19 protein-coding genes are annotated in these 21,883 nt (G+C 56.2%); 12 read left to right on the forward strand and 7 right to left on the reverse strand.

Annotation, left to right across the window (positions count from 1 at the left end; all coding sequences use genetic code 11):
- Window positions 1–168 precede the first annotated feature (168 nt).
- The 3 genes from EU557_RS24140 (at window position 169) to EU557_RS24150 (ending at window position 6,716) form a co-directional block, all read left to right on the forward strand.
- A complete protein-coding gene (locus EU557_RS24140; RefSeq protein WP_135533014.1) occupies window positions 169–1,935 on the forward strand; it encodes a S41 family peptidase in 1,767 nt (588 codons plus the stop codon).
- A gap of 285 nt (window positions 1,936–2,220) precedes the next feature.
- Window positions 2,221–3,180, forward strand: a complete 960-nt coding sequence (locus EU557_RS24145; RefSeq protein WP_245326378.1) for a UTP--glucose-1-phosphate uridylyltransferase — start codon at window positions 2,221–2,223, stop codon at window positions 3,178–3,180.
- A 200-nt stretch (window positions 3,181–3,380) separates the two neighbouring features.
- Window positions 3,381–6,716, forward strand: coding sequence for a UTP--glucose-1-phosphate uridylyltransferase (locus EU557_RS24150; protein ID WP_135533015.1), 3,336 nt, complete (start codon window positions 3,381–3,383; stop codon window positions 6,714–6,716).
- Window positions 6,717–6,958: 242 nt separating this feature from the next.
- Here EU557_RS24150 and mgrA read toward each other — a convergent pair whose 3' ends face one another.
- Window positions 6,959–7,948 carry an L-glyceraldehyde 3-phosphate reductase gene (gene mgrA / locus EU557_RS24155; protein WP_135533016.1) on the reverse strand — a complete coding sequence of 330 codons (990 nt, stop codon included), beginning with the start codon at window positions 7,946–7,948 and terminating at the stop codon, window positions 6,959–6,961.
- A 593-nt stretch (window positions 7,949–8,541) separates the two neighbouring features.
- Here mgrA and EU557_RS24160 point away from each other — a divergent pair.
- Window positions 8,542–8,904 (forward strand): VOC family protein, encoded by a 363-nt coding sequence (locus EU557_RS24160; protein ID WP_135533017.1) that lies wholly within the window; start codon window positions 8,542–8,544, stop codon window positions 8,902–8,904.
- A 35-nt stretch (window positions 8,905–8,939) separates the two neighbouring features.
- Complete coding sequence (locus EU557_RS24165) at window positions 8,940–9,296, forward strand: hypothetical protein (RefSeq protein WP_135533018.1); 357 nt, start codon at window positions 8,940–8,942, stop codon at window positions 9,294–9,296.
- A 258-nt stretch (window positions 9,297–9,554) separates the two neighbouring features.
- Here EU557_RS24165 and EU557_RS24170 read toward each other — a convergent pair whose 3' ends face one another.
- The gene (locus EU557_RS24170) at window positions 9,555–10,001 is read right to left on the reverse strand and encodes an SRPBCC family protein (protein WP_135533019.1); all 447 of its coding nucleotides are present in this window, start codon (window positions 9,999–10,001) and stop codon (window positions 9,555–9,557) included.
- A 181-nt stretch (window positions 10,002–10,182) separates the two neighbouring features.
- The gene (locus tag EU557_RS24175) at window positions 10,183–10,539 is read right to left on the reverse strand and encodes a hypothetical protein (RefSeq protein ID WP_135533020.1); all 357 of its coding nucleotides are present in this window, start codon (window positions 10,537–10,539) and stop codon (window positions 10,183–10,185) included.
- A 109-nt stretch (window positions 10,540–10,648) separates the two neighbouring features.
- Between EU557_RS24175 and EU557_RS24180 the strand changes: the two genes are divergently transcribed.
- On the forward strand, window positions 10,649–12,631 hold the full coding sequence (locus tag EU557_RS24180; RefSeq protein WP_135533021.1) for an AAA domain-containing protein: 1,983 nt from the start codon (window positions 10,649–10,651) through the stop codon (window positions 12,629–12,631).
- Window positions 12,632–12,722: 91 nt separating this feature from the next.
- Here the strand turns inward: EU557_RS24180 and EU557_RS24185 are convergent, their stop codons facing one another.
- Window positions 12,723–13,274 (reverse strand): hypothetical protein, encoded by a 552-nt coding sequence (locus EU557_RS24185; protein ID WP_135533022.1) that lies wholly within the window; start codon window positions 13,272–13,274, stop codon window positions 12,723–12,725.
- Window positions 13,275–13,604: 330 nt separating this feature from the next.
- Between EU557_RS24185 and EU557_RS24190 the strand changes: the two genes are divergently transcribed.
- Window positions 13,605–14,534 carry an isoaspartyl peptidase/L-asparaginase family protein gene (locus tag EU557_RS24190; RefSeq protein ID WP_135533023.1) on the forward strand — a complete coding sequence of 310 codons (930 nt, stop codon included), beginning with the start codon at window positions 13,605–13,607 and terminating at the stop codon, window positions 14,532–14,534.
- 241 nt (window positions 14,535–14,775) lie between these two features.
- Here EU557_RS24190 and EU557_RS24195 read toward each other — a convergent pair whose 3' ends face one another.
- Window positions 14,776–15,912 carry an SMP-30/gluconolactonase/LRE family protein gene (locus EU557_RS24195; protein WP_135533024.1) on the reverse strand — a complete coding sequence of 379 codons (1,137 nt, stop codon included), beginning with the start codon at window positions 15,910–15,912 and terminating at the stop codon, window positions 14,776–14,778.
- A 239-nt stretch (window positions 15,913–16,151) separates the two neighbouring features.
- On the opposite strand from EU557_RS24195, the gene EU557_RS24200 reads away from it, so the two are divergent.
- Window positions 16,152–16,667 carry an FKBP-type peptidyl-prolyl cis-trans isomerase gene (locus EU557_RS24200; protein WP_135533025.1) on the forward strand — a complete coding sequence of 172 codons (516 nt, stop codon included), beginning with the start codon at window positions 16,152–16,154 and terminating at the stop codon, window positions 16,665–16,667.
- 223 nt (window positions 16,668–16,890) lie between these two features.
- On the opposite strand, the gene EU557_RS24205 is transcribed toward EU557_RS24200, so the two are convergent.
- Both EU557_RS24205 and EU557_RS24210 read right to left on the reverse strand, forming a co-directional pair.
- Window positions 16,891–17,241: a hypothetical protein gene (locus EU557_RS24205; protein ID WP_135533026.1), complete on the reverse strand. Its 351-nt coding sequence runs from the start codon at window positions 17,239–17,241 to the stop codon at window positions 16,891–16,893.
- A gap of 60 nt (window positions 17,242–17,301) precedes the next feature.
- Window positions 17,302–17,931 carry an acyl carrier protein phosphodiesterase gene (locus EU557_RS24210; protein ID WP_135533027.1) on the reverse strand — a complete coding sequence of 210 codons (630 nt, stop codon included), beginning with the start codon at window positions 17,929–17,931 and terminating at the stop codon, window positions 17,302–17,304.
- A 96-nt stretch (window positions 17,932–18,027) separates the two neighbouring features.
- Here EU557_RS24210 and EU557_RS24215 point away from each other — a divergent pair, with 96 nt between their 5' ends.
- The 4 genes from EU557_RS24215 (at window position 18,028) to EU557_RS24230 (ending at window position 21,632) form a co-directional block, all read left to right on the forward strand.
- The gene (locus EU557_RS24215) at window positions 18,028–18,537 is read left to right on the forward strand and encodes a pyridoxamine 5'-phosphate oxidase family protein (protein ID WP_135533028.1); all 510 of its coding nucleotides are present in this window, start codon (window positions 18,028–18,030) and stop codon (window positions 18,535–18,537) included.
- A gap of 144 nt (window positions 18,538–18,681) precedes the next feature.
- Complete coding sequence (locus tag EU557_RS24220) at window positions 18,682–19,371, forward strand: spheroidene monooxygenase (RefSeq protein ID WP_245326379.1); 690 nt, start codon at window positions 18,682–18,684, stop codon at window positions 19,369–19,371.
- 541 nt (window positions 19,372–19,912) lie between these two features.
- A complete protein-coding gene (locus EU557_RS24225) occupies window positions 19,913–20,638 on the forward strand; it encodes a hypothetical protein (RefSeq protein ID WP_135533029.1) in 726 nt (241 codons plus the stop codon).
- Between the two features lie 4 nt (window positions 20,639–20,642).
- Complete coding sequence (locus EU557_RS24230) at window positions 20,643–21,632, forward strand: hypothetical protein (RefSeq protein ID WP_135533030.1); 990 nt, start codon at window positions 20,643–20,645, stop codon at window positions 21,630–21,632.
- Window positions 21,633–21,883 lie beyond the last annotated feature (251 nt).

Consider the following 21,883-nt stretch of genomic DNA (forward strand, 5'->3'; position numbering starts at 1 on the left):
TCATTTCGCTTACTCTAAGCACACTCTAGGCCACCTGAAGTCTTTTCTTAGCTGGAGTTCCACTAAGCTAGTGGCCTAGCTATTCACTCAGACTTGGGGAATGCAACGTCGCACCTGCCAGTAGGCTCCTGCTCTTACTCCTACCGCATAGCCACTTTCTAGCTCTTCGTGCTACAATCTTTATTGTTCCTGCTGCCTGCTCTCGCCACGGCTGCTCCCGATACCCTTACCCCACGTGAAACCCGCAACCTCACGGCCCTAGGCCAGGCGGCCGGTGCTATCAAATACTTCTACCCGAACCGCCACACTGCCCAAGTCAGCTGGGAAACGATTCTCGTGCGCAGCATTCCGGCGGTTAGGCGGGCGCCTACCGATGCCACCCTCGCTGTTACCCTCGACAGCTTGTTCCGAACCCTGGCACCCGCAGCACACATAACGGCAGGCCCGGCGGTGCCCTCTCAGACTGGCCTAGCGCAGGCTGGCACCGGGCCTTTTTATTATTGGGAGCATCAGGGGTTAGCGCTGGATAAAAAGGGGCTGCCGGTGGTGCGGGCCATGTTTCAGCTGGGCGGGCTATCCTATTCCAGCACTATTCGGGCGGCAGAAGGTCCCGAAGCCGATAAGTTGTTTCAAGGCCAGCAGCACTATACGGTTCGACTTCTGGATTCTCTTAGCCTCACTTTTCCTCTCCTCCTCCCGCGGGCTCAGTACCAGCAACGGCTGCCCTACCAACCAGGTCGCTCAGTACCCCGGTTAAGTGCCGCTACTTCTGCCCAGCGCCTAACTACAGTACTGCTGAGTTGGAACATTCTGCAGCACTTTTACCCCTACCGAGCCGTGCTGGACAGCGCCCGATGGCAGCAGGCATTGCCCCTAGCCCTGCAGCACGCAGCCCGCGCCACTACCGAGGCCGAGCTGCTGACGGCCTGCCGCACCATGCTAGCCAAGCTTCCAGACCGCCACGTAGCCATCAGCCCCAAAACCCGCACGGGCTTGCACGTAATTTCGCCGCCCTGGGCGCTGCAGCTCCGCCTGATAGAGGAGCAGGTAGTGGTGCAACAGGTGCCCCCAAACCTGGCGCCACAGCTCTTGCCGGGCGCCGTGCTGACGCACGTAAATAGCCAGCCGGTAGCAGCACTGCTAGGCCAGTTGCAGGGCACCATACCAGCTACGTCTTCGGCCGTAGCTCGCCAATTGGCTACCGAGGCGTTGCTGACTTATGTATCTGCGGGGGCATCGTCGGCCCGGTTTACGTTTCGTGATGCGCAGGAGCACGAGCAGACCTATACTCTAGCCTTTCGGAAATTGCGAGGCAGTATGTACCATCAGCCGCCAGTGGTGCGGGAAGTGGCGCCCGGCATTTACTTTCTGGATGCTGCCCGCCTGCGTTACCCTGACTTCCTGCGGGCACTGCCGCAGTTGCAGGCGGCCCGCGGCGTAATAATAGACCTGCGCCAGCGGCCTTCCTACGACCTGCTGAGGGTACTGCCGCACTTCTCGGCCCATCCGCTACTGCCCGATAGCACGGCCACGCCGGTACTCCGCCAGCCTAATTTTACGCAAGCCACTTTCCTGGGCTCTGCCTCCCGGCCCATCGTGGCGCAGCCGCCCTTGCTCACGGCCCGCAAGGTATTCTTAACTGGCCCGCATACTTACAGCTACGGCGAAACCGTGGCCGAGCTAGTGCGGCGCCACCAGTTGGGCGTGCTGCTAGGCCAAACCACCGGCGGTACCAACGGGGAAATGAATTTTGCCGCCATTGGCCGAGTCTATCAACTCAGCTGGACCGGCCGCCGCATTGTAGGCCGCGGTCAGCCATACCAAGGCACTGGCCTAGCGCCTGATATTGCCGTGCAACCTAGTCTTTCACACATTGTGCAGGGGCAGGATGCCGAATTACTGCGAGCCGTGGAGTGGCTGCAGCAGACTCCGTAAGTCTAACCGGGTAACCAGCCACGCAGCCTACTAAGCCACGGCGGAAGGCTTGCTACCGGTATCGATTACGGTAGCAAGTAGCTAGTTCTTTGCACGATACGATTTGGATTTTGCCGAACAAAAGATGCCTTGTACTAGGGAATCACTTCCTTTTTCCCCGTTTATTTGTGCACCTCCAATGAGTAGTTTAGCCTCTTTCCAAGAGGAGACGCGCGCAGCTACAATCACCCAACCGATTGACTGGCGCGCCAGCTAGGCCACTTATGCTTTGACTACAAACACCTTATGATGAAGATTAAAAAGGCCGTTATTACGGCGGCGGCCCGCGGCGTGCGGCTCTACCCAGTAGCTGATACTATCCAAAAGTCCATGCTGCCCGTCGTTGACGTGGATGGCCTCCACAAACCGGTCATTCAGATTATTGCCGAGGAAGCTTTCAGCAGTGGTATTGAGGAGTTGTGCATTGTTTGTGCCCCCGGCGACGGGGAGCGGTACCTGGCCGCTTTCCACTCCCTGCGCGATACGCTGCTTAAATCATACCAGGGCATTGATTGGGCCAAGCAGGAAGCGGAGAAGATTGACCACCTGCTCAGCCGGACGCAGTTTGCGGAGCAGCAGGAGGCCCGCGGCTATGGCCACGCCGTGTACTGCGCCAAGGAGTTCGTAAATGGCGAGCCGTTCTTGTTGATGTTGGGTGATTACCTCTACGTATCAGATGTACCTCGGCAGCGCTGCGCCGCCCAGCTGCTGGAGCTGGCCGGGCAGGAAGGATGCGCCGTATCGGCCGTAAACCCCACTATTGAGCACCAGGTAAGCCGTTATGGCACCGTTACGGGTAAGCACGTAGCGGGCCAGGTAGGAATTTATCAGATTGATAAAATCATTGAGAAGCCTTCTTTGAGCCTGGCTGAGCTGGAGCTGCAAACGCCTGGCCTACGCGCTGGCTACTACCTGTGTTTCTTCGGCATGCACGTGCTCACGCCCGCTATTTTCACCATTCTGGAGTCGCAGATGGCCCAGGACAACACCAACGTCCTCCTCACGCCCGCCCTGCAAGAGCTGGCCGCTTCTGATAAGTACCTGGCCCTGGAAGTGAAAGGCAGCCGCTACGACCTCAGCCGCAAGCAAGGCCTGCTCCGCGCCCAAATAGCCCTAGGCCTGGCCGGCGAAGCCCACGACGAAACCCTCACCACCCTGGTAGAGCTGCTTGCCGAAGCCAACGCCCGCAAGCCCCAGCAGAACTAAAGGGTAGTGGAAGGTGGCCTAGAAGGACAGATGTCCCAGCACGTCATGTCGAGCTTGTCGAGACATCTTGCGTGCTGATGTTGCAATAGTAACCCAACGTCAGCACGCAAGATGTCTCGACAAGCTCGACATGACGACCTTTCTTAGTTGTTCTAGGCCACTCCTACCGAGGATCTACTCCATAAAACCTACGCATCTTCATGAATGCATTTATAGATACTATTACCTCCACTGACCCAGCGGTGCGGAACCGGTCGTTTTACGACTTGAGCCGCGGGCTTTCGGCCCGTGCGCTGCTGCAGCACCTGCGGGAGCTGGACGAGTTCCGGAAGGCCACGCCCAACCTCTACGACAAGGTGCGGGCCATCCTATTTCTGTACGCGGGCTTCCGGTTCTTCCTGCAGGAGTCGCCGGAAATTGCGCCCGTGGGCAACATTCCGTACGCGGGCTTTGAGGACCTGCTGGGACGCCGGTTTGAGCACGCCATCAGCACATTTTTGAAGGAGTTGGACACGCACGGGCCCAACGCCACGCTGTTCAGCGCCCTGGCCGAGAGCTACCACCACCTTTCCTTCCAGATTCTGGCCGACCAGGTGCGCAAGAGCGTGCGCTCTAGCAAGGGCAACCAGTGGATGTTCCGCGTAGGCCACCAGGAAGAGCACCCCATCCGGATTCACCCGCAGCTGCTCCAGCGCCAGGAAGGCAGCTTGTTCTACCCCGTCCTGCACGAGAGCACCTCCGTGCGCATGGACCTTACACACAGCGGCTGGTCGGATATTTTCTTCCTGGGCATGGACTACCCCGAGGGCGCCCGCGTGGTGAACCTCTCCATCGACCTGGGCATGTTCGGGCGCGACAAAGACATTCTGCCGCCCCTGCACGCCTACGTGCGCGTGATTCCGGACCCGGTGCTGCGTTTGACCAGCATCGACCTGAACACCACCAAGGACATCCACGACCTAGCCGACCTTTTCAACTTCGGCAATGACTATTTGAGCTTGGTGAAAGCCGGCGTCATTGCCTCCGGTATGATTCCGCCCTCTTTTGAAGGCACCAACCAAAGCCTCCCCGATATTCTGGCCCGCATGGTGGCGCCGGGTATGGGTATTGAGCTGGTTACCAAGGTAAACGATATTCCGAAAGGCTCACGCTTCGCGGTGTCTACCAACCTGCTAGGCTCCATCATCAGCTTGCTGATGCGCGCCACCGGCCAGACTCAGCAGCTGACGGGTGGCCTACAGGAGAGCGAGCGGCGTTTGGTGGCCTCGCGGGCTATTCTGGGCGAGTGGATTGGCGGTTCAGGCGGCGGCTGGCAGGACTCGGGCGGCGTGTGGCCGGGCATCAAGGCCATTCAGGGCACGTTTGCGCAGCCCGGCGACCCGGAGTACGACATCAGTCGCGGCACGCTGCTGCCGCGCCACCGGGTGCTGGAGGGCGAGGAAGTGCACCCCGAAATGGAGGAGCGCATTATGAAGTCGTTGGTGCTCATGCACGGCGGCATGGCCTCCAACGTAGGCCCCATCCTGGAGATGGTAACCGAAAAGTACCTGCTCCGCGGCCAACAGGAAACCGCTGCCCGCCAGCAAACCAACGAGGTATTCGACAACATTCTGGCCGCCATCCGGGAGGGTGATATTCAGAAGCTGGGCGCCAACACGGCCCGCAACTTCGAGGGGCCCATCAAAACCATTATTCCCTGGGCTACCACCTACTTTACTGAGCAGCTGATTGCCAAAGCCAAGAAGGAGTTTGGGGCTGATTACTACGGCTTCCTGATGCTGGGCGGCATGTCGGGCGGCGGCATGGGCATGTTTGTGAACCCCGACAAGTACGAGCACTACAAGGTGCGGGTGCTGGAGCTGTTGCGCCAAACCAAGCAGGAGCTATCGGCTTCGCTGCCGTTTGCCATGGAGCCGGTAGTGTACAACTGGAGCATCAACAAGCGCGGCACCTGGGCCAGCCTGCACCAGGGCGCCGAGGCGCTGATGCCCGAGCAGTATTACGCCATCCATGTGTCGCAGCTGGTGAAGCAGGAGCCGGAAACCATTGCCTACATCCGGCGCGCGGAAATCGACTTCTTCACCACCCACTGCGAGCAAAACAACCTGGCTTACCCCCTGCTGCGCACCATCGTTAGCAACCTATTCAAGGTATCGGACCCCACAGCCCAGGGCAACCGAAGCACGGAAAACGAGAAGGCGGAGCGCATCAAGCAGGAAAACGGCTTCGACTACATTCAGCACGAAGACATTCGGGAGGAGCTGCAGAAAGGCCGTATTGGTCTCTCGCGCAACCGCCTCTCCGACGACACCACCATTGAGGACGTGCAAACGCCCGACGTGGTGCAGTTCGATAGCCTAGGCCAGTACGAGGCCGCCGGTGAAGAAGCTATTCGGGCCAATAAAGTAGCCGTGCTGAGCCTAGCCGCCGGCGTAGGCAGCCGCTGGACCAAAGGCGCCGGCGTTATTAAGGCCCTGAACCCCTTCGTGGAGTTCAACGGCCGTCACCGCAGCTTCCTGGAAATTCACCTGGCCAAAACGCGCCGCGTGGCTCAGCAGTACGGCGCCGTTATTCCGCACGTAGTGGCTACCAGCTACCTCACGCACGAGCCCATCCGCAAGCAGCTGGCCTCTACCAGCAACTTTGGGTACTCGGGGCCGGTTTATCTCTCCGAGGGCCGCAGCATCGGGCAGCGTTTCGTGCCTACCGAGCGCGATTTGCGCTTTATGTGGGAGGAAATGCCCCAGGAAACCCTCGACGAGAACAAGCAGAAAGTGCGCGACGCCGTGCGTGGCAGCATGATCAACTGGGCCAAAGGCAAGGGCGAAGGCACCGACTACGTCGACAACATTGCGGCTCAGCGGTTCTCGCCCCTAGGCCACTGGTACGAGGTATCGAACCTGCTACGTAACGGCACCCTGGCCCAACTGCTGCGCGAGAATCCGCAGGTGGAAACCCTCATGCTCCACAACATCGACACCCTGGGTGCCGACGTGCACGCGGCAGCGCTGGGCTACCACCTAGCTTCCCGCAACGTGCTGACCTTCGAGGTAATACCGCGCCGCATCGAGGACCGCGGCGGCGGACTGGCCCGCGTGAACGGCCAAGTGCGCCTGCTGGAAGGCCTCGCTCAACCCCACGAGGAGGACGAGCTGGCCCTGAGCTACTACAACTCCATGACCACCTGGATTCAGGTAGACCCGCTGCTGGAGCTCTTCGGCCTCACCCGCCAAGACCTGCAAACCGGCGACGAGGCCCAGCTGGCCCGCGCCGTGCGCAGCGTAGCCCAGCGCATCCCCACGTACGTCACCATTAAAGACGTGAAGTACCGCTGGGGCCACGGCCAGGAGGATATTTACCCCGTAGCCCAAATCGAGAAGCTCTGGAGCGACATGTCGGCCCTCGCGGATGTGAAGTGCGGCTACCTGGTAGTACCCCGCAGCCGCGGCCAGCAAATGAAAGACCCCGCCCAGCTCGACTCTTGGGTAACCGACGGCAGCAAAGCCCACGTGGAGTCGTTGGGCACGTTTGAGTAAGCAGTAGAATTGTTATTCCTCGCTTTGCTCGGAATGACAGAAAACCAGTAGGCCAGTTGAGCACCAGCGTTTGGTACTTAACTGGCCTACTGGTTTATAAGCATTTTTACTACCAATTCTCGTCATGCTGAGCTTGCCGAAGCATCTCTACCGCCTCGTCCTCACGGCAGGAGTTAGCCTGAGGCAAAGATGCTTCGACAAGCTCAGCATGACCGGTTGAAGGAAAGCATACGCCCTCTCTATCAACGCAAAATTCCTTCGATCCGGCTTAGCTCCTCCTCGCTGAACTGGATATTCTCCAAGCAGCGCAGAGAGTCCGTAAGTTGCTCGGGTTTGCTGGCTCCGATGAGCACCGACGTTACCCGCTCATCCCGCAAAATCCAGGACAGCGCCATTTGGGCCAGGCTCTGGCCGCGCTCTTGCGCTAGCGCGTTTAGCTGCTGAATCTGCTGCAGGCGCTCTGGGGTGAGTTGATTTTCGGTGAGGAAGCCGACGCCTTTGGCTACGCGCGAATCTTCGGGGATGCCGCGCAGGTACTTGTCAGTGAGCAGGCCCTGGGCCAGGGGCGAGAACGGGATGCAGCCCACGCCTTCCTGGCCTAGCAGGTCCAGCAGGCCGCCTTCTACCCAGCGCTCAAACATGGAGTACTTGGGCTGATGAATCAGGCAGGGCGTGCCCAGCTCCCGCAGAATCTCCATGGCCCGGGCAGCTTCCTCGGGTTGGTAGTTGCTGATGCCCACGTACAGCGCCTTGCCCTGGCGCACTGCGTGGTCGAGGGCGCCCATGGTTTCTTCCAGGGGCGTATCCGGGTCGGGGCGGTGCGAGTAGAAGATGTCCACATAGTCCAGCTTCATGCGCTTGAGGCTCTGGTCGAGACTGGAGATGAGGTATTTGCGGGAGCCCCATTCGCCGTAGGGCCCCTCCCACATGTGGTAGCCGGCTTTAGTGGAGATAATCAGCTCGTCGCGGTAGCCGCGGAAATCCTCCTTGAGAATGCGGCCGAAGTTGGTTTCGGCGGAGCCGGGCGGCGGACCGTAGTTATTCGCCAGGTCGAAGTGCGTCACGCCGCTGTCGAAGGCCCGGTGCAGGATGGCGCGGAAGTTACTGAGCACATCCACGTCGCCGAAGTTGTGCCAGAGGCCTAGCGACACCGCCGGCAGCTTGAGGCCACTCTGGCCACAGCGCCGGTAAAGCATGGAGGAATAGCGGGAGGGGTTTGGTTGGTAGGGCATTGGTTGGTAAAAAGAACTAAAGTATGGTGACAGGAGAGCTAGGATCAGTGCTCAATATAGAGACCTTCTAAAATTCTGCTGACTTTCGTACGACTTTCACCTCTGTTTATCTCATGACAGCTTACGGATCTATACTTAAGGTCTCTTCTTATACCCTTGGAGTGGCGCGTTTTTTGGGGGTTCGGAATGTGTTTTTTATGCTTGTTGGGTGGGCAGTACTTTTCTCACTGCAAGGAATAGCCATTATTCTATTTACCGGCTTAGTGCTCTATCTGCAGAAACGCATGTCAGACCTTAAAATCACTGACCGTCTAGAGACAGCAGCTACATGGTCTGTCATATTAGTTCACGAGTTGTTCTTTATCTGGATATGTTGGCTGCTACTGTTTCCTGAGGGTTTAGAACAATGGAGCTGGTTTCCGTTATGCCTTTTAGGTTTTCTCTTAGCCTTAGTTGCTTGGTGGAAAACAGTGTTTTCTGGCTCCTCGTCTGTTCCAGATAGGAATCGGCCGCAGCTGTAATTTGAATTACACATTGCTTAGTTGTCACGCCAGCTGTATTCTACAAAAGCCTTTCTACCCCTGATACTATCTATGTCCCAGCAAATCCGTTCCCTGCGTCCTTTCATCGGGGCCAAAGATTTCGCTGTTTCGCGCAGCTTTTATCAAGCCTGGGGATTTGCTGAAACGGTGCTTTCGCCGGGTATGTCTCTCTTTTCACGTGAGGGAGTATGCTTTTACCTGCAGGATTACTACGTGCCCGAATGGGTAGACAACACCATGCTGTTTCTGGAAGTGGAAGACGTGGAGCAGTATTGGGCGGAGCTTACGGCGCTAGATTTACCCGGCCACTATGCTGGGGTCCGGGTTGCACCCATTCGGCACGAGGACTGGGGTAAGGAGGGCTTCGTGCACGACCCCGCCGGCGTGCTCTGGCACATTGGTGAGTTCAAATAGAGTGTAGCTTTCTTAAACTATTTGGACTGTTGCACATGAAGTTATTCTTTGCCTTTACTCTGGCACTGGTTCCCATCTTAGCTATTGGTCAATCGCCCAGGCCTAGGCCAGAAAGTTTATATCTGAAGGCTTTTCAATACATCAAGACCGATCCTGAATTCCTCAAGATGCGAGGCAAGAGTGACTGCGTTGCCGTATTTGACAGTATTGTTCACCAGAGCCAGTCTGTATTTATAGAAGAGCTCGGAAAACAATGGGGCTATGCTGGTTATAAGGAAACAGGCCGGTTGCGGGACTCTCTATTTACGCTAGATCAAGCAGCCTATCACAAGCCCTACTACTCCTCAATAACGGCCTCATTAACTAGGGCTTCTGGAGGCAAGAAAGGCTGAATGGTTATCACGTTCTCGCGGCTGCACAATGATATGCTGTTGGCAGAAGTCAGCGATAATGAAGAAGGTGGCCTAGGCTTTCATCATATCATCTCTACCTTCGATCAATCTATACGCTATGTCTTTTTCTTCGGACCCAACGGCACTATACAGCGGTGTTATTTACAGCTGGCTAATTACAATTAGCCTACTTCACCTATAGGCTATCCTATTATACCTCTTGGACTTACCCCCTATAGCTAGACAAACGAGGCACGGTTAGCGGTGCTCTAATGTGTGCTTCAAATCGCGCAAACGACCACGTACGTTATGCGCCAAGATGTATTTGACCAAGGTAGAAAATAGCTGCAATGGCTGTTTCAGCGCGAAGGAATAAGTAAACGTTGCCTTGGTGAGACTAGTGCTTATTTCCTCAAAACGCCAGGAACCGGCAAATGCGGCAAACATTCCCGCTGGCTTAGTCAGCTTTATAGCCGCAACGGTGGGCGGATTGAACGACACGTACTCCGTTTCCATCCCGATGCCATGCTTAGAAACGCACCACGATTTTACGCCCTTGGCGGCTTCCTGCGCACCATCAAGCAGGATAGCTTCCCGCAGAAAAGTATCCCACACCAGGCGCTGGCTGTAGTCTTGGGTGTACTCAAATACCTGCTGTTGCGGACAAGCAATCTGGATTGACTCAACGAATTTCAGCAGTTTCATATTCAGCATTGCTTTTGATAGCCCTCAACAGATAAAGTTGAAACAAATAAAGCACAGCCGTAATAGACCCTAGCAACGAACCACACAGCTTTTGTCAAAAAATCATTTGTACTCGTCAGCCACGTAATAGCAAGTTCCCGCGCAAAGTATCGGCTAGGAGCTTAAGAATAGCATCTAATATTTAAGCTGAGTAGTTGCTGGCAGGTGCTTCCGTTACAATCCGAAGAAGGATATTCATAAGCTCCGGTTGGTACTTGGCAGTAATCTGATCAAGCCGTTCATCTATCTCCTTCAATACTCCAGGTGCCCAGTAATTTCTTTCCTGCTCAATCGGAAATTCTCTAATAAGAGCACAATACTCTTTTACTGTAGCTACTTCTGCGTCATTCAATGGCTTGATGTTGTAATCAGATAACCAATACAAATGCTTATCCAAACGTCTTACCCCGAGCGGTATGCTTACCTGCCCCGTAGTAATTGAACGAGCCGTTGAAACAAACTTGCGGAATAGTCCGACAGATTTAGGCGGGTTGGGCATGAAGTGTACTCAAATCACTTGAACAGCTAAAGTTAATTTTCTCCCCGACCTTCGGCCACTCTTTTGCCCGTTTCGTTGTTATCAACGAATCTACAAATACTCCCTTCTTTTGTCTGAACAACCTACCTATACCGACCCTTACGCACTAGAGAAAGAGCTGCGCAAGGTGGAGGCCCTCATGAAGCTCGAGCAGCAGGAGGACCTAGAACAATTTAAAATCAAGAGCGCTAAGGCCTCCATTGCGGAGCGCCAGCAGCGCGGCCTGACGTGGTATCCCGTCAAAATAACCAAGGAAGATATCGGCTTCGGGGGCAAGCTCGTCATTGAGCTGGAGCGCCCCGCCAGCCAGGGTGGCCTACACCTGTTTCAGGTAGGCAAAAATGCGGCCCTGTTCGGCAATATTCCCGGTCGCTCGGGCTCCGATAGGCCTACGCTCAACGGCGTTATCACTAGCGTGAAGCGCAACAAAATCTTGCTGGCCACCACCAAGGAAGACCTCCCCGACTGGGTGGACGAAGGCAAGCTGGGCGTAGATCTGACCTTCGACGAGGTGAGCTACCGCGAGATGGAGTACGCCCTGGGCAAAGTGATGGGCGCCTACGATGGCCGCCTGGCGGAGCTGCGCGACGTGCTGCTGGGTGCCAAACCGGCTCGATACAAGCCGGAGTCAGAAGCCCAGCTCTACTATCCTTCTCCCCTCAATGAAAGCCAATTGGCGGCGGTGCGCCACGTGCTAGCGGCCCAGGATGTGGCCATCATCCACGGCCCTCCCGGCACCGGCAAAACCACCACGCTGGTGCAGGCTATTCTGGAAACTATCCGGCGCGAGCGGCGGGTGCTGGTGTGCGCCCCCAGCAACACGGCCGTGGACTTGCTGACGGAAAAGCTGGCCGAGCGCAACGTGAACGTAATTCGAATGGGCAACCCCTCGCGGGTGTCGGATCTGCTGCTGCAGCACACGCTGGATGCGCAGATCATGAACCACAAGAGCTACGCCGAGCTGAAAAGCATGCGCCAGACCGCCGAGCAATACCGTGAGCAGGCTGGTAAGTTCAAGCGCCACTTTGGCTGGGAGGAGCGTGAGCAGCGCCGCCACCTAAAGGAGCAGGCCCACCTGCTGCTGCAGGAGTCAGACCAGCTGGAGCGCTACATCACGGAGGATCTGCTGGAACAGGTACAGGTAATTACGTGCACCCTTGTGGGAGCCTCTAACCGGGCCATCCGCCACCTGACCTACGAAACCGTGTTTATCGACGAAGCCGCCCAGGCCCTGGAGCCGGGCTGCTGGATTCCGATTACCAAGGCCAACCGCGTAGTGCTGGCTGGCGACCATCAGCAGCTGCCGCCCACCGTGAAGAGCGAGAAAGCCGCTCAGGGTGGCCTACGCGAAACGCTGTTTGAAAAGTGCATCCGGCGGCAGCCCAACACGGCGCGCATGCTGGAGGTGCAATACCGCATGCACGAGCAGATCATGGAATTCAGCTCGGAACAGTTTTATGAAGGCCGCCTGAAAGCCGCGCCCAGCGTGGCCCATGCCGACTTGCCCGATTACGACCTGCGCTTCGCCCCCGATATGGCCGTGGAATTCTTGGATACGGCCGGCTTCGGCTTCCAGGAAATCACCATCGAGGAAAGCCGCTCTACCGCCAACCCCGAGGAAGCGGACCTGCTGCTCAAGCGCCTCTCGCAACTCCTGGAGCCTTACGACCAGGCTGAGCACGAAGCCGACCTGCTCACCATCGGCGTAATTGCCCCCTACCGCGCCCAGATCAACTATTTGAAGGATGCAGTAGAGGAAAACGACGAACTGGTAGGCCTCATGGAGCACCGCATGCTCAGCATCGGAACCGTTGACTCGTTCCAGGGTCAGGAGCGCGACATCATTGCCATCAGTCTCACTCGCAGTAACCCCCAGGGTGAAATCGGCTTCCTTTCCGACATCCGTCGCATGAATGTGGGCATGACCCGCGCCCGCCGCAAGCTCCTCCTCGTGGGCGACTCCAGCACCCTTGGCTCCCATCCCTTCTACAAAGCCTTTCTCGACTATGTAGAAAGCATCGGAGCGTACCGCACCGCTTGGGAGTTGCAGTAGCGGTTTATTCCGGCAGAACTTTAGGTCAGACACCATCAGTATTTGCCTGCTTTGACAAGTCAAGCAGGCAAATGCTGATGGTGTCATTTTTTCAATCAGCGATTCTTAGCGGCTGCAGACCTGCGGTAGCGGTTTCAGTAGAAATCCAACCGTTTATCTGGTATAGGCTACTAAAGAAGCGTATGTTCTCCGGCAACTCCGAAATGGTTTGGTAGGCCACATCGAAGTAATATCGCTGGTCCTTTGCATCATAATGCCCGACTCCATCACCTATTTGTTTGAGCTTGTGCTTGGGGGTATTGCCAATATATAACAGCTCCAACTTTTTGATGGAGTGCCGTTGCGTATCCAGCTGCACAAGCAAGTGTAGAGTTCCCAATGAGTCTTGGTTACATAGCATAAAGGCCGAATAAGCAGAGCTACCTGCCACAACATTCGACAACTGCACTTCTCTGTAAACAAGTGTTGGATCTGGTCCTAGCGTTATTGTCTGCCCAGAATCAGCTGATATAAGCTCCCATTGTACAGCCTCATGAGCACTGTTTTGCTCATTCCCAACGGGTACACCTGCAGTAGGGCGAGTACTGCAGCCAGCGAATAGGATTGACACAGCCAACAAGAGCATTGTGATGAACTCACGCATAATAATGTCTAGTTAAGCCCTAAAGATAGAGGATTAGATATGCGGAGAAACGCTGAGCGGAACGAGGTGCCTTCATCTCTTCAAGCAACTTAGATCTTGAAGAAGCGACTTGTCAGGACTGATTGTAACAATTAGGAAGCATTAACTGCCTTGCCATTTTGGAGCTATTCATTTCTCATAATGCTACCTTTATAAAGGCACTTCGTTCACTCAATCACCACGCCTCCGTATTTATTCGGGGCTTCGTACTAACACTTAAAAGCCCTTTTCAGTGGAACGGGGCTTTTTTTACTGCGTACCTGCTAGCACCACCTTCTAGCAGTACCACCCATGCCTACCTATTCCATTGTAATTCACGGCGGGGCCGTTACCATGGACCCCAGCAAGATGACGCCAGATCTAGAAGCCGCCATTCGTGAAGGCCTTCAGCAAGCCCTACAAGCTGGCTGGGAAGTGCTACACGGCGGCGGCAGCGCCCTCGATGCGGTGGAAGCCGCTGTGCGTAGCCTCGAAAACAATGAGCACTTCAATGCCGGCCGCGGCAGCAGCCTCAACAAGCAGGGCGAGGTAGAGATGGACGCTTCCATTATGGATGGCCGCACGCTGCGGGCTGGCGCCGTCAACAGCGCGCGTTACGTCAAGAACCCTATTACGCTGGCCCGCACCGTGATGGAGAAGTGTAAGCACGTATTTCTCGCCTCCGAAGGTGCCGTTGAGTTTGCCCTGCAGCATGGCCTGGAGATGGAAGCCGTACACTACTTCGAGACGGAAAAGGCTCGGAAGGAATGGCTGGAAATTATGCAGGAGGAAGAGAAAGAACCTCAGGAACAAGATACCGTTGGGGCCGTAGCCCTAGACCAAGATGGCAACCTGGCCGTGGCCACCAGTACGGGCGGCATTGAGGGCCAGCTCAAAGGTCGCGTCGGCGACAGCCCCATTGTAGGCGGCGGCTCCTACGCGGCCAACGAGGCCTGCGCCGTTTCCTGCACCGGCGACGGTGAGATTATTATGCGCGGCGCCCTGGCTCATGAAGTCTATGCCCTAGTGAAATATAAGGGCCTCTCAGCCACTGAAGCCTGCCGCGAGGCCGTGAAGCTCCGCGACGAAGACCTTAAGGGCGACAAAGGCTTCATTGCCATCGACAAAGACGGCAACGTAGCCATCGAGACCAACACCAACATCATGCGCTGCGCCTACCGCATCGGCGAAGAGGAACCTTTTGTGGCTGTGTGGCGCGAGGAGCTAGATAAACTGGCCTAGGCAAGGCTTGAATAGAACCTCATAGTGAGCTTACCGAGTAATCTCGCGTGCTGTCGTTGTGCTAGTAAACCAACTGGCCTTGGCCACCACCAAACCACGTCATCCTGAGCAGCGCGAAGGATCTTATAGCGAAAGCACGAGGCACTAAGCCAGTCGTTCTTACCTGTCAAGATCCTTCGCGCTGCTCAGGATGACGCGCTGGTGGTCAGAGGCAAAGGGTATGCTGCAGGATTGGCTAGGCCTATTGCAGGTCAATCACCGACATGGTATGCGGGGCGTCGGACTTTTTATTGACGAAGTTCTTCTCCGGCTTATCAAAGTCGGAGATGTAGAGGCGGTTGCCTTTGAGCAGCACTTCGGCGGGCTGGTCTAGTAGGCCACCTGCCCCATCGGTGTCGCCGTTTTTGGCGAGGGTAGTCACCGAGTTGTCCTTGAGATTAATTACCTCAATGGCGTTTTCTCGGGAGTTGCACACGTAGGCTTTATCGGTGGCTCGGTCGATGATGAGGCCATCGATGCAGGGAATTTGCTTGCCGGTGAGCGTGAGGGTTTCCTGCTTGGCCAGGCTCCCATCAGGTTTCAGAGTTACGCGGTAAAACTTGCCATCGCCGAAGGACCCGGTGTAAAGACGGCCCTGGCTGTCGTAGTCCATGCCATCGGCGCCATTGTCGACGCCGGTTTCGTTCACGGTGGTCGTGAACATGGCCAGCACGTGCGGGTCCTTGGTTTTGGGCTTGAGGTGGATGGGGCCTTTGCTGAGTTCGGCCAGGGTGAAGTGCAGAATGGCACTGCCCTTGTCGTTGTCGGGCATGTCCCACTGGCTGTCGGTCACGTAGAGCGTGTTGCCCTTCCAAACCACGGCATTCGCCAGCGCAAAGTTATCGACTACCGTTTCTACCGCTCCGGGCTTGCCGTTCTGCACCCGCACCCGCATCAGCCTTGACTTAAAATCTTTGCTGTTTTCGTACTGGTTTTCGGCGTAGTAGAGGTTGCCATCGGGGCCAAAAGCCAGGTCCATGGGCGCGGCCTTCTTGGTGGTGGGCTCCACGGGCAGGTTGGTGAGGTAGGGCTTTAGGCTGGTGTCGGTCATCTCCATGAGCACCGCCGGGTAGGAGTTGTTGGCCAGGTTGGGCACCGACAGAATCAGGCTGCCGTTGGGCGCCAGCGCTAGGCCATCGGGGGTGTTGTGGGCCTCGTCGAGGGTGTGCAGGAGTTCCGGGCTGCCGATATTAGCGACGGTATCGGCCGTGGCGGACGCAGTGGCGGTTGAGTCGCCGGGCTGGGTAGCGGGGGTGCTGTTCTCGGACTTAGAAGAGTTAGACTGGCAGCTAGCCAGCAGAGCGCCACTCATCAGGAGGGCAGGAATAATAGTTTTCATACGAAAGCTGAGGGAAGGAACAGAAAGGCGTATTGGGGTAAGATCAAGTGTACCCTTGAGCTTAACGACCAGCGAATAACCCTGTTAGGCAATGCCAAAATTTTACATAGCCACAACTCCCCCGGCCGGGTTCAAGTATGACAGGTGTTCGGAGGCTCGTTTTTAACGGCCATTTCCGTAACTAGCCAGCCGAACCTATTTCTCACCCATCCCCGGACGCCCGCGTCCTTTCCAGCATTATGGCCCAGATCAGCCCCAACAAAGTCGTCACCATCACCTACGACCTAAGTGTGACCGACGAAAACCAAGAGAAAGTTCTCGTAGAATCGGCCGAGGCCGATGCGCCCATGGTATTTCTGTTCGGCCAGAGTGGCCTACCCGAAGAGTTTGAAAACCAGCTCAACGGCAAGCAGGCCGGCGACACGTTCAACTTCTCCCTCACCCCCGAGCAGGCCTACGGCGACTACGATCAGCAAGCCGTAGTTGACATCCCGAAAAACGTATTCGAAATCGACGGTAAAATCGACGATGAGATGGTGCAAGTGGGCAACTTCCTGCCCATGGCCGACAACCAGGGCCACCACATGCAGGGCAAAATCGTCGACATCGGCGCTGACACTGTAAAAATGGACTTCAACCATCCCCTCGCCGGCATGGTGATGCACTTCGACGGCAAAGTAGCCGAAGTACGCGAGGCTACCCAGGAAGAGCTAGCACACGGCCACGTACACGGCGAAGGCGGTCATCAGCACTAAGCTGTTTGCGATTTGATGTAATAATACAAAACGGGGCCACTTGGCCCCGTTTTGTATTTTAATAGATCTAGTCTATTAAAAATAAAACAGCAGAATACAATTAAAGCATCCTCTAAATTGCCTATTTTAACATTGCATATTATTTTAGATTAATTCCACAATTCCTAGTCCACACTTTATCTCTCGACACAAACATTTTTTACCAATAAAATATAAACCAAGATCAATTCCTCCAATATATATATTTTACAGTATTGAGAGTATCAAATATGATCCTGCAATCGCCGGATGAACCAGGAGGTATTTCATAAAAATATTGCAAGCACTTTACCTCTACTTTAGCGGCACTATCTAAAGCATAGATAGTATTCGCACCTTGTGGCTCGCCCATAATAATTGAAACATCTCGAACGCTCATACCTTCACGGACTTTACGTATATTATTTAGATTCGATTTGCCACGTATATAATGCGGGCTTATTGTTTTATCATAAACTGACAATGTCAAAAATAGACATGCAGCTAGAATAAAAACCCCAACTATTACTTTAAATATTTTATTCAAAACATTCATTACAAATTAACAAAGAGGCATACCTCCTGAAGTGAAACAACGAAAATACGGGTTACAGTATCAATTATTTTTATCTAGAGAAAACACATAATCCGCTACCGCCGCCCGCAGCTCCGGCCAGAACTCTGCGAAATCTGCTTCATATGTCGGCAGCTCCTTTTGAAACGCGGCTGCTCCTGTTGCTAGCACTGCTGCGGCGGGCACGCGGCGCGAGAGGCCTAGCAGGGCTTGCTCTAGGCCAGTTGGATGGGCGTAGCCGGTAAGCCAGTCGCCTTGGCGCATGTAGTGCAGCATCTGTTGCAGGCGCTCCGGCAGCTCGTGGCGGCGGGCGTGCAGCAGGGCGTACATGCGTTGGGCGAAGGCGGGCAGCGGCTCGGCGGGGTTAGAGTGGTACTGGGGGAAGTCGCGGGCCAGCAGGTGGTCGTAGGCCACATCAGACACCACCCCAGCCCACTTACCGAGGCCAGCTTCGCGCAGGCGGGCAGTGGTGCGGCGCACGGCTGGGTGGGCGTCGGTGAAGGTGTCAATGAAGCGGTGGAGCCGGATGCCGCGCTGCACGGCGGGCGCGTAGGCCAGTAGGCCAGCTTGGCCGCGCACGGCTTCGGCGGCGAAGTTGCCCACCACCACGTCCTCGTAGTTGGGGGTAATGGCGGGGGTGCCGGAGAGGAGCAGGTGAGCGAGAAAATTCATGAGGAGCGGAAGGTCGGCAAAAATACGCTAGCTGAACCTTCAGGCGCCCCGGCCGTATTTCCTACCTCCATCCTATACCACCAAAACCCGAAGACAATGGCTGAGCAAGTTGCCCAAAGTCACGATGTGACTAAGCTGATCGATAGAATCAAAGATATCAAGATTGCCATGCTGACCACCGCCGATGCGGAAGGTGGCCTCCACAGCCGGCCTATGTACACGCACAAGCCGGAGAACGATGGCATCCTGTGGTTTTTCACCGAGAAGGATTCGGCCAAGATCTTCGAAGTGCGCAAAGATCAGCACGTAAACCTGGGCTACTCCAACCCCAATGATAACCTGTACGTGTCGATTTCGGGCACTGCCTCTATCTTGACCGACCAAGCTAAGATTAAGGAGTTGTGGAGCGAGGGCCTGCGCGCCTGGTTCCCCAAAGGTCCCGAAGACCCAAACATTGCCCTGCTGAAAATCGACATTGACCGCGGTGAGTATTGGGACCAACCCAGCAGCGTGTTGGTACGCGCCTTCGGCTACGTGAAAGCCGTGGCCACTGGCGAGCGGTACCAGCCCACCGGCGACGAGCACGCTCAGGTAAACCCCAAGTAGCCCCTAGGCCACTGCATAAATTTGAGAAGGGTCGGAAGCAGTTCCGGCCCTTTTTTGTTGTTTCGGGCAGGCAACGGTTCCTGCGGAGGAACGCGGAGGTTTTGCGCATAAGGTGCAGAGCCGTTGCTTTTAACTCGTACTCACTTGCTTACAACCCTTTCCATTCTAACGCTCAGGCCGGGAAACGTCCGGTGGGGCTTGGCCCAGATGGGCACCGCGCAACAACCGCTGCGGCGGGTGCCGGGCCTACGCTTCCAGAAATTACTGGGCAGCGGAGCCAATGGCTTTGGCGCCCTACCCAACCTGCACCGCTATGGCTTCATGGCCGTGTGGGACTCTGCAGAGGCCGCCGAGACCTTTTTCACCGCACACCCACTGTGGCAGGAGTATCGACAGCGCACCGCAGAAATCTGGACGGCGCAGCTGGCCCCCTTGAAGTCGCATGGGTTATGGGATGGGGTGAATCCGTTTGATTACCCCACTGAAGAAACAGCCCCCGACGGCCCCGTTGCGGTGCTGACTCGCGCCTCTATTCGGTGGCAGAAAACTCCCAGATTCTGGCGTTATGTGGCTCCTACCAGTGCCACTGTAGCCCATGCCCCTGGCGTGCGCGCTGCCATAGGCCTAGGAGAGTTGCCCGTAGTGCGGCAGGCCACATTTAGCTTGTGGGAATCGGCGCAGGCCATGCAGGAATATGCCTACCGCAGCGAGAAACACAAAGAAGTCATCAAGCTTACCCGCCAGGAGAAATGGTACGGCGAGGAGCTGTTTGCTCGTTTCCGGATACTAAGCGCCGAGGGTACCTGGGACGGCCGCACTCTACTAACAACCTAACAGGTGTTGTTGGACGGCTGTAGAGACGCGACACTTCGCGTCTCGGCGCGTGCTGATGTTGTTTATTGTGCACCGCTTTAACGAGTGTATAGCCAGCATAGGTTACTGACAGATAAATCTAGAACGTCATGTCGAGCTTGTCGAGACATCTCGCGTGCTGACGTTGGGCGGGTAATTCAACGATTCGAGCGAGATGTCTCGACAAGCTCGGCATGACGTTCAAGGGTATTCGTTCTAGGCCAGTCGTTCCAGCGTTATCGTTCAACGAGGAGCGCTGAACCGCAAGTTAGCGTAGTCCGGTGTCGCGTCTTTACATCGTTCTACCCTTATCAACCTATCCGTTTCGGTAATTCCACCCTACCATTTTGGAAGGGTTATCACCCCATCAGATTTCGCATCTGATGGGGTATTTTATTTTTATTCATTGATTATCAAATACTTAATTCATAGCCATTGACAAATACCGGAAGTGGGCATCCGTCTTGGAATCTGGTCTACATCGCCATTCACCTACCGGCGCAGACCAACCACCACTTCAACCATGGCTATTCTCGACAACCTCGCCAAAGCAGCCAAAGACTTCTTCGTGGAGCCCGACGAGGCTGCTCCTGCCGGCCCCGCCGCTCCTAGGCCACTGCCCGCCACGACGCCGGCCTACCAGCCTACTGCGACCTTCCAGGGCGCTCAGCCAGCATCCGGAGCCCCGCCCCTGCAAACCCAGCCCGAGCAGCGCCACCTCGACCACATCGGGCAGTTGCTCACCGGCAACGGCAAGGACTTCATGGCCTACATCAAAATGGTGAAAAGCATGGCCGCCAGCGGCCTGAGCGGCCCCGTGCTCTACCAAACGGCCTTCAATGCCTTCGCCGCCGTGACTGGCCTAGACCTGCCCGCCCTGCTGAACTCCGCCGACCAGTTTGAGCAAACCCTGACTGCCGACCACCAGAAGATTCTGGCGCGCCACCGCGAAAAAATCGGGGAAACGCCCACTGGCAAAGAGCCGGCTAGTCCGCTGGTGAAGCTGCAGCAGCAGGAGCAACAGCTCCAGAACACGCTGGCCGAGCTAACCCGGCAGCTAGATGAAAAGCACCAGGAGCTGCACGCCACCCAGCAACAGCTCCAGGCCGAGCGGCAAAAAGCCCAAACGGCGCTGGCTTCCTACGAGCTGGCTAACACCTCGGCGGCCGCGGAATTGCAGGCCCACCGCCAGGCTACTCAATCATTTCTGCTAGGCCAGTCTGGCCCTTCTTCCACCACTAACCGCTAATGCTATGAACACGCTTCTTCCCTTCGAACCAACTTCTGGCCTGCCCAAGTGGCAAAAGCCCGAAAAAGTAGCCGGCTGGATCTTTCTCGGTGGCGTAGTGGCCGCCGGCGTCTACAGCTGGGGTGTGATAGTGCCCTACCTCGTCGATATCGTGTTTGATACCGTGAAGCTGGGTATAGGCCTAGGCTGCGTGTTTGTGCTGTTTCTGCTGCTCACTAACAAGCGTCTGCAGGCCGGCCTCTGGTACGCCGGGCAGCGGATTTTTCGGACCGCCGCCAGCATCTTCGTCAACACCGACCCCATCGGGATTATGCAGGATTACATCCGCAATACCGAGCAGGAAGCTAAGAAAATGGAGGCCGAGGTAGGCCACATTGAGGGTGCTCACGAGTTGGTAAAGCGCAAGCTGACCGCCAATCAGAACCAGATGCACGAGTACCTCTCGCTGGCCGACTCCGCCACCCGCCAGGGTGAAAAGGACGCCGCCGAAAGCTACGCCTCCCGCGCCGCCCAGCTGCAAGAGTACAACCAGCGCCTCACGCCTATGCTCACCACCACGGCCAACGTGAGCCTGGTGATGCGCCAAATCCTGAAAGCCGCGCTCCGCCAGATTGATGGCAGCAAGTTCAAGGTGAACCTGCTCAAGGACGAGTACGAACTGGTGAAACGCACCAGCTCCGGCATGCGCGCCGCCATGAACATCCTGCGCGGCGACCCTGACAAGAAGTACTTCTTCGACCTGGCCACCGACCGCGTGGCCCAGGACATGGCTCAGCAGCTCGGCCAGATCAAGCAGGCCATGCGCTACAGCCAGGAGTTCGTGAAGGAAATGGACATCCAGAACGGCGTGATGAGCGAGAAAGGCCAGCGCCTACTGGAGAAATACCAGAAAGGCGAATTCAACGCCCTCCTCGACTCCAAGTCAGCCCCCACAAAAACCACCGCCCAAACCCGCACCGCCACCAACGACGCCTACAGCAACCTGCTTGACTAAGCTATAACCAGAATGCAACTAGAGCTAGGCCAGGAGCTAGCTCCACTCCTCAGATGAGGAGGGGTTGGGGGTGGTTGACAATCGTCTGGACGTCAACTAGCTCTAGCTCTACAAAACCGTTCTAGGCCACTTCAACCACCCCTAGCCCCTCCTCATCCGAGGAGGGGAACTAGCCCTAGCTTCCAAGCCAGCTTAACAGCTCAAGCCTAAGCCTAAACGGCACACCAACACCTCTTCCCTTTCAACTCTCT

It is taken from the genome of Hymenobacter wooponensis (assembly GCF_004745865.1).
In the GTDB taxonomy this organism is placed as follows: domain Bacteria; phylum Bacteroidota; class Bacteroidia; order Cytophagales; family Hymenobacteraceae; genus Hymenobacter; species Hymenobacter wooponensis.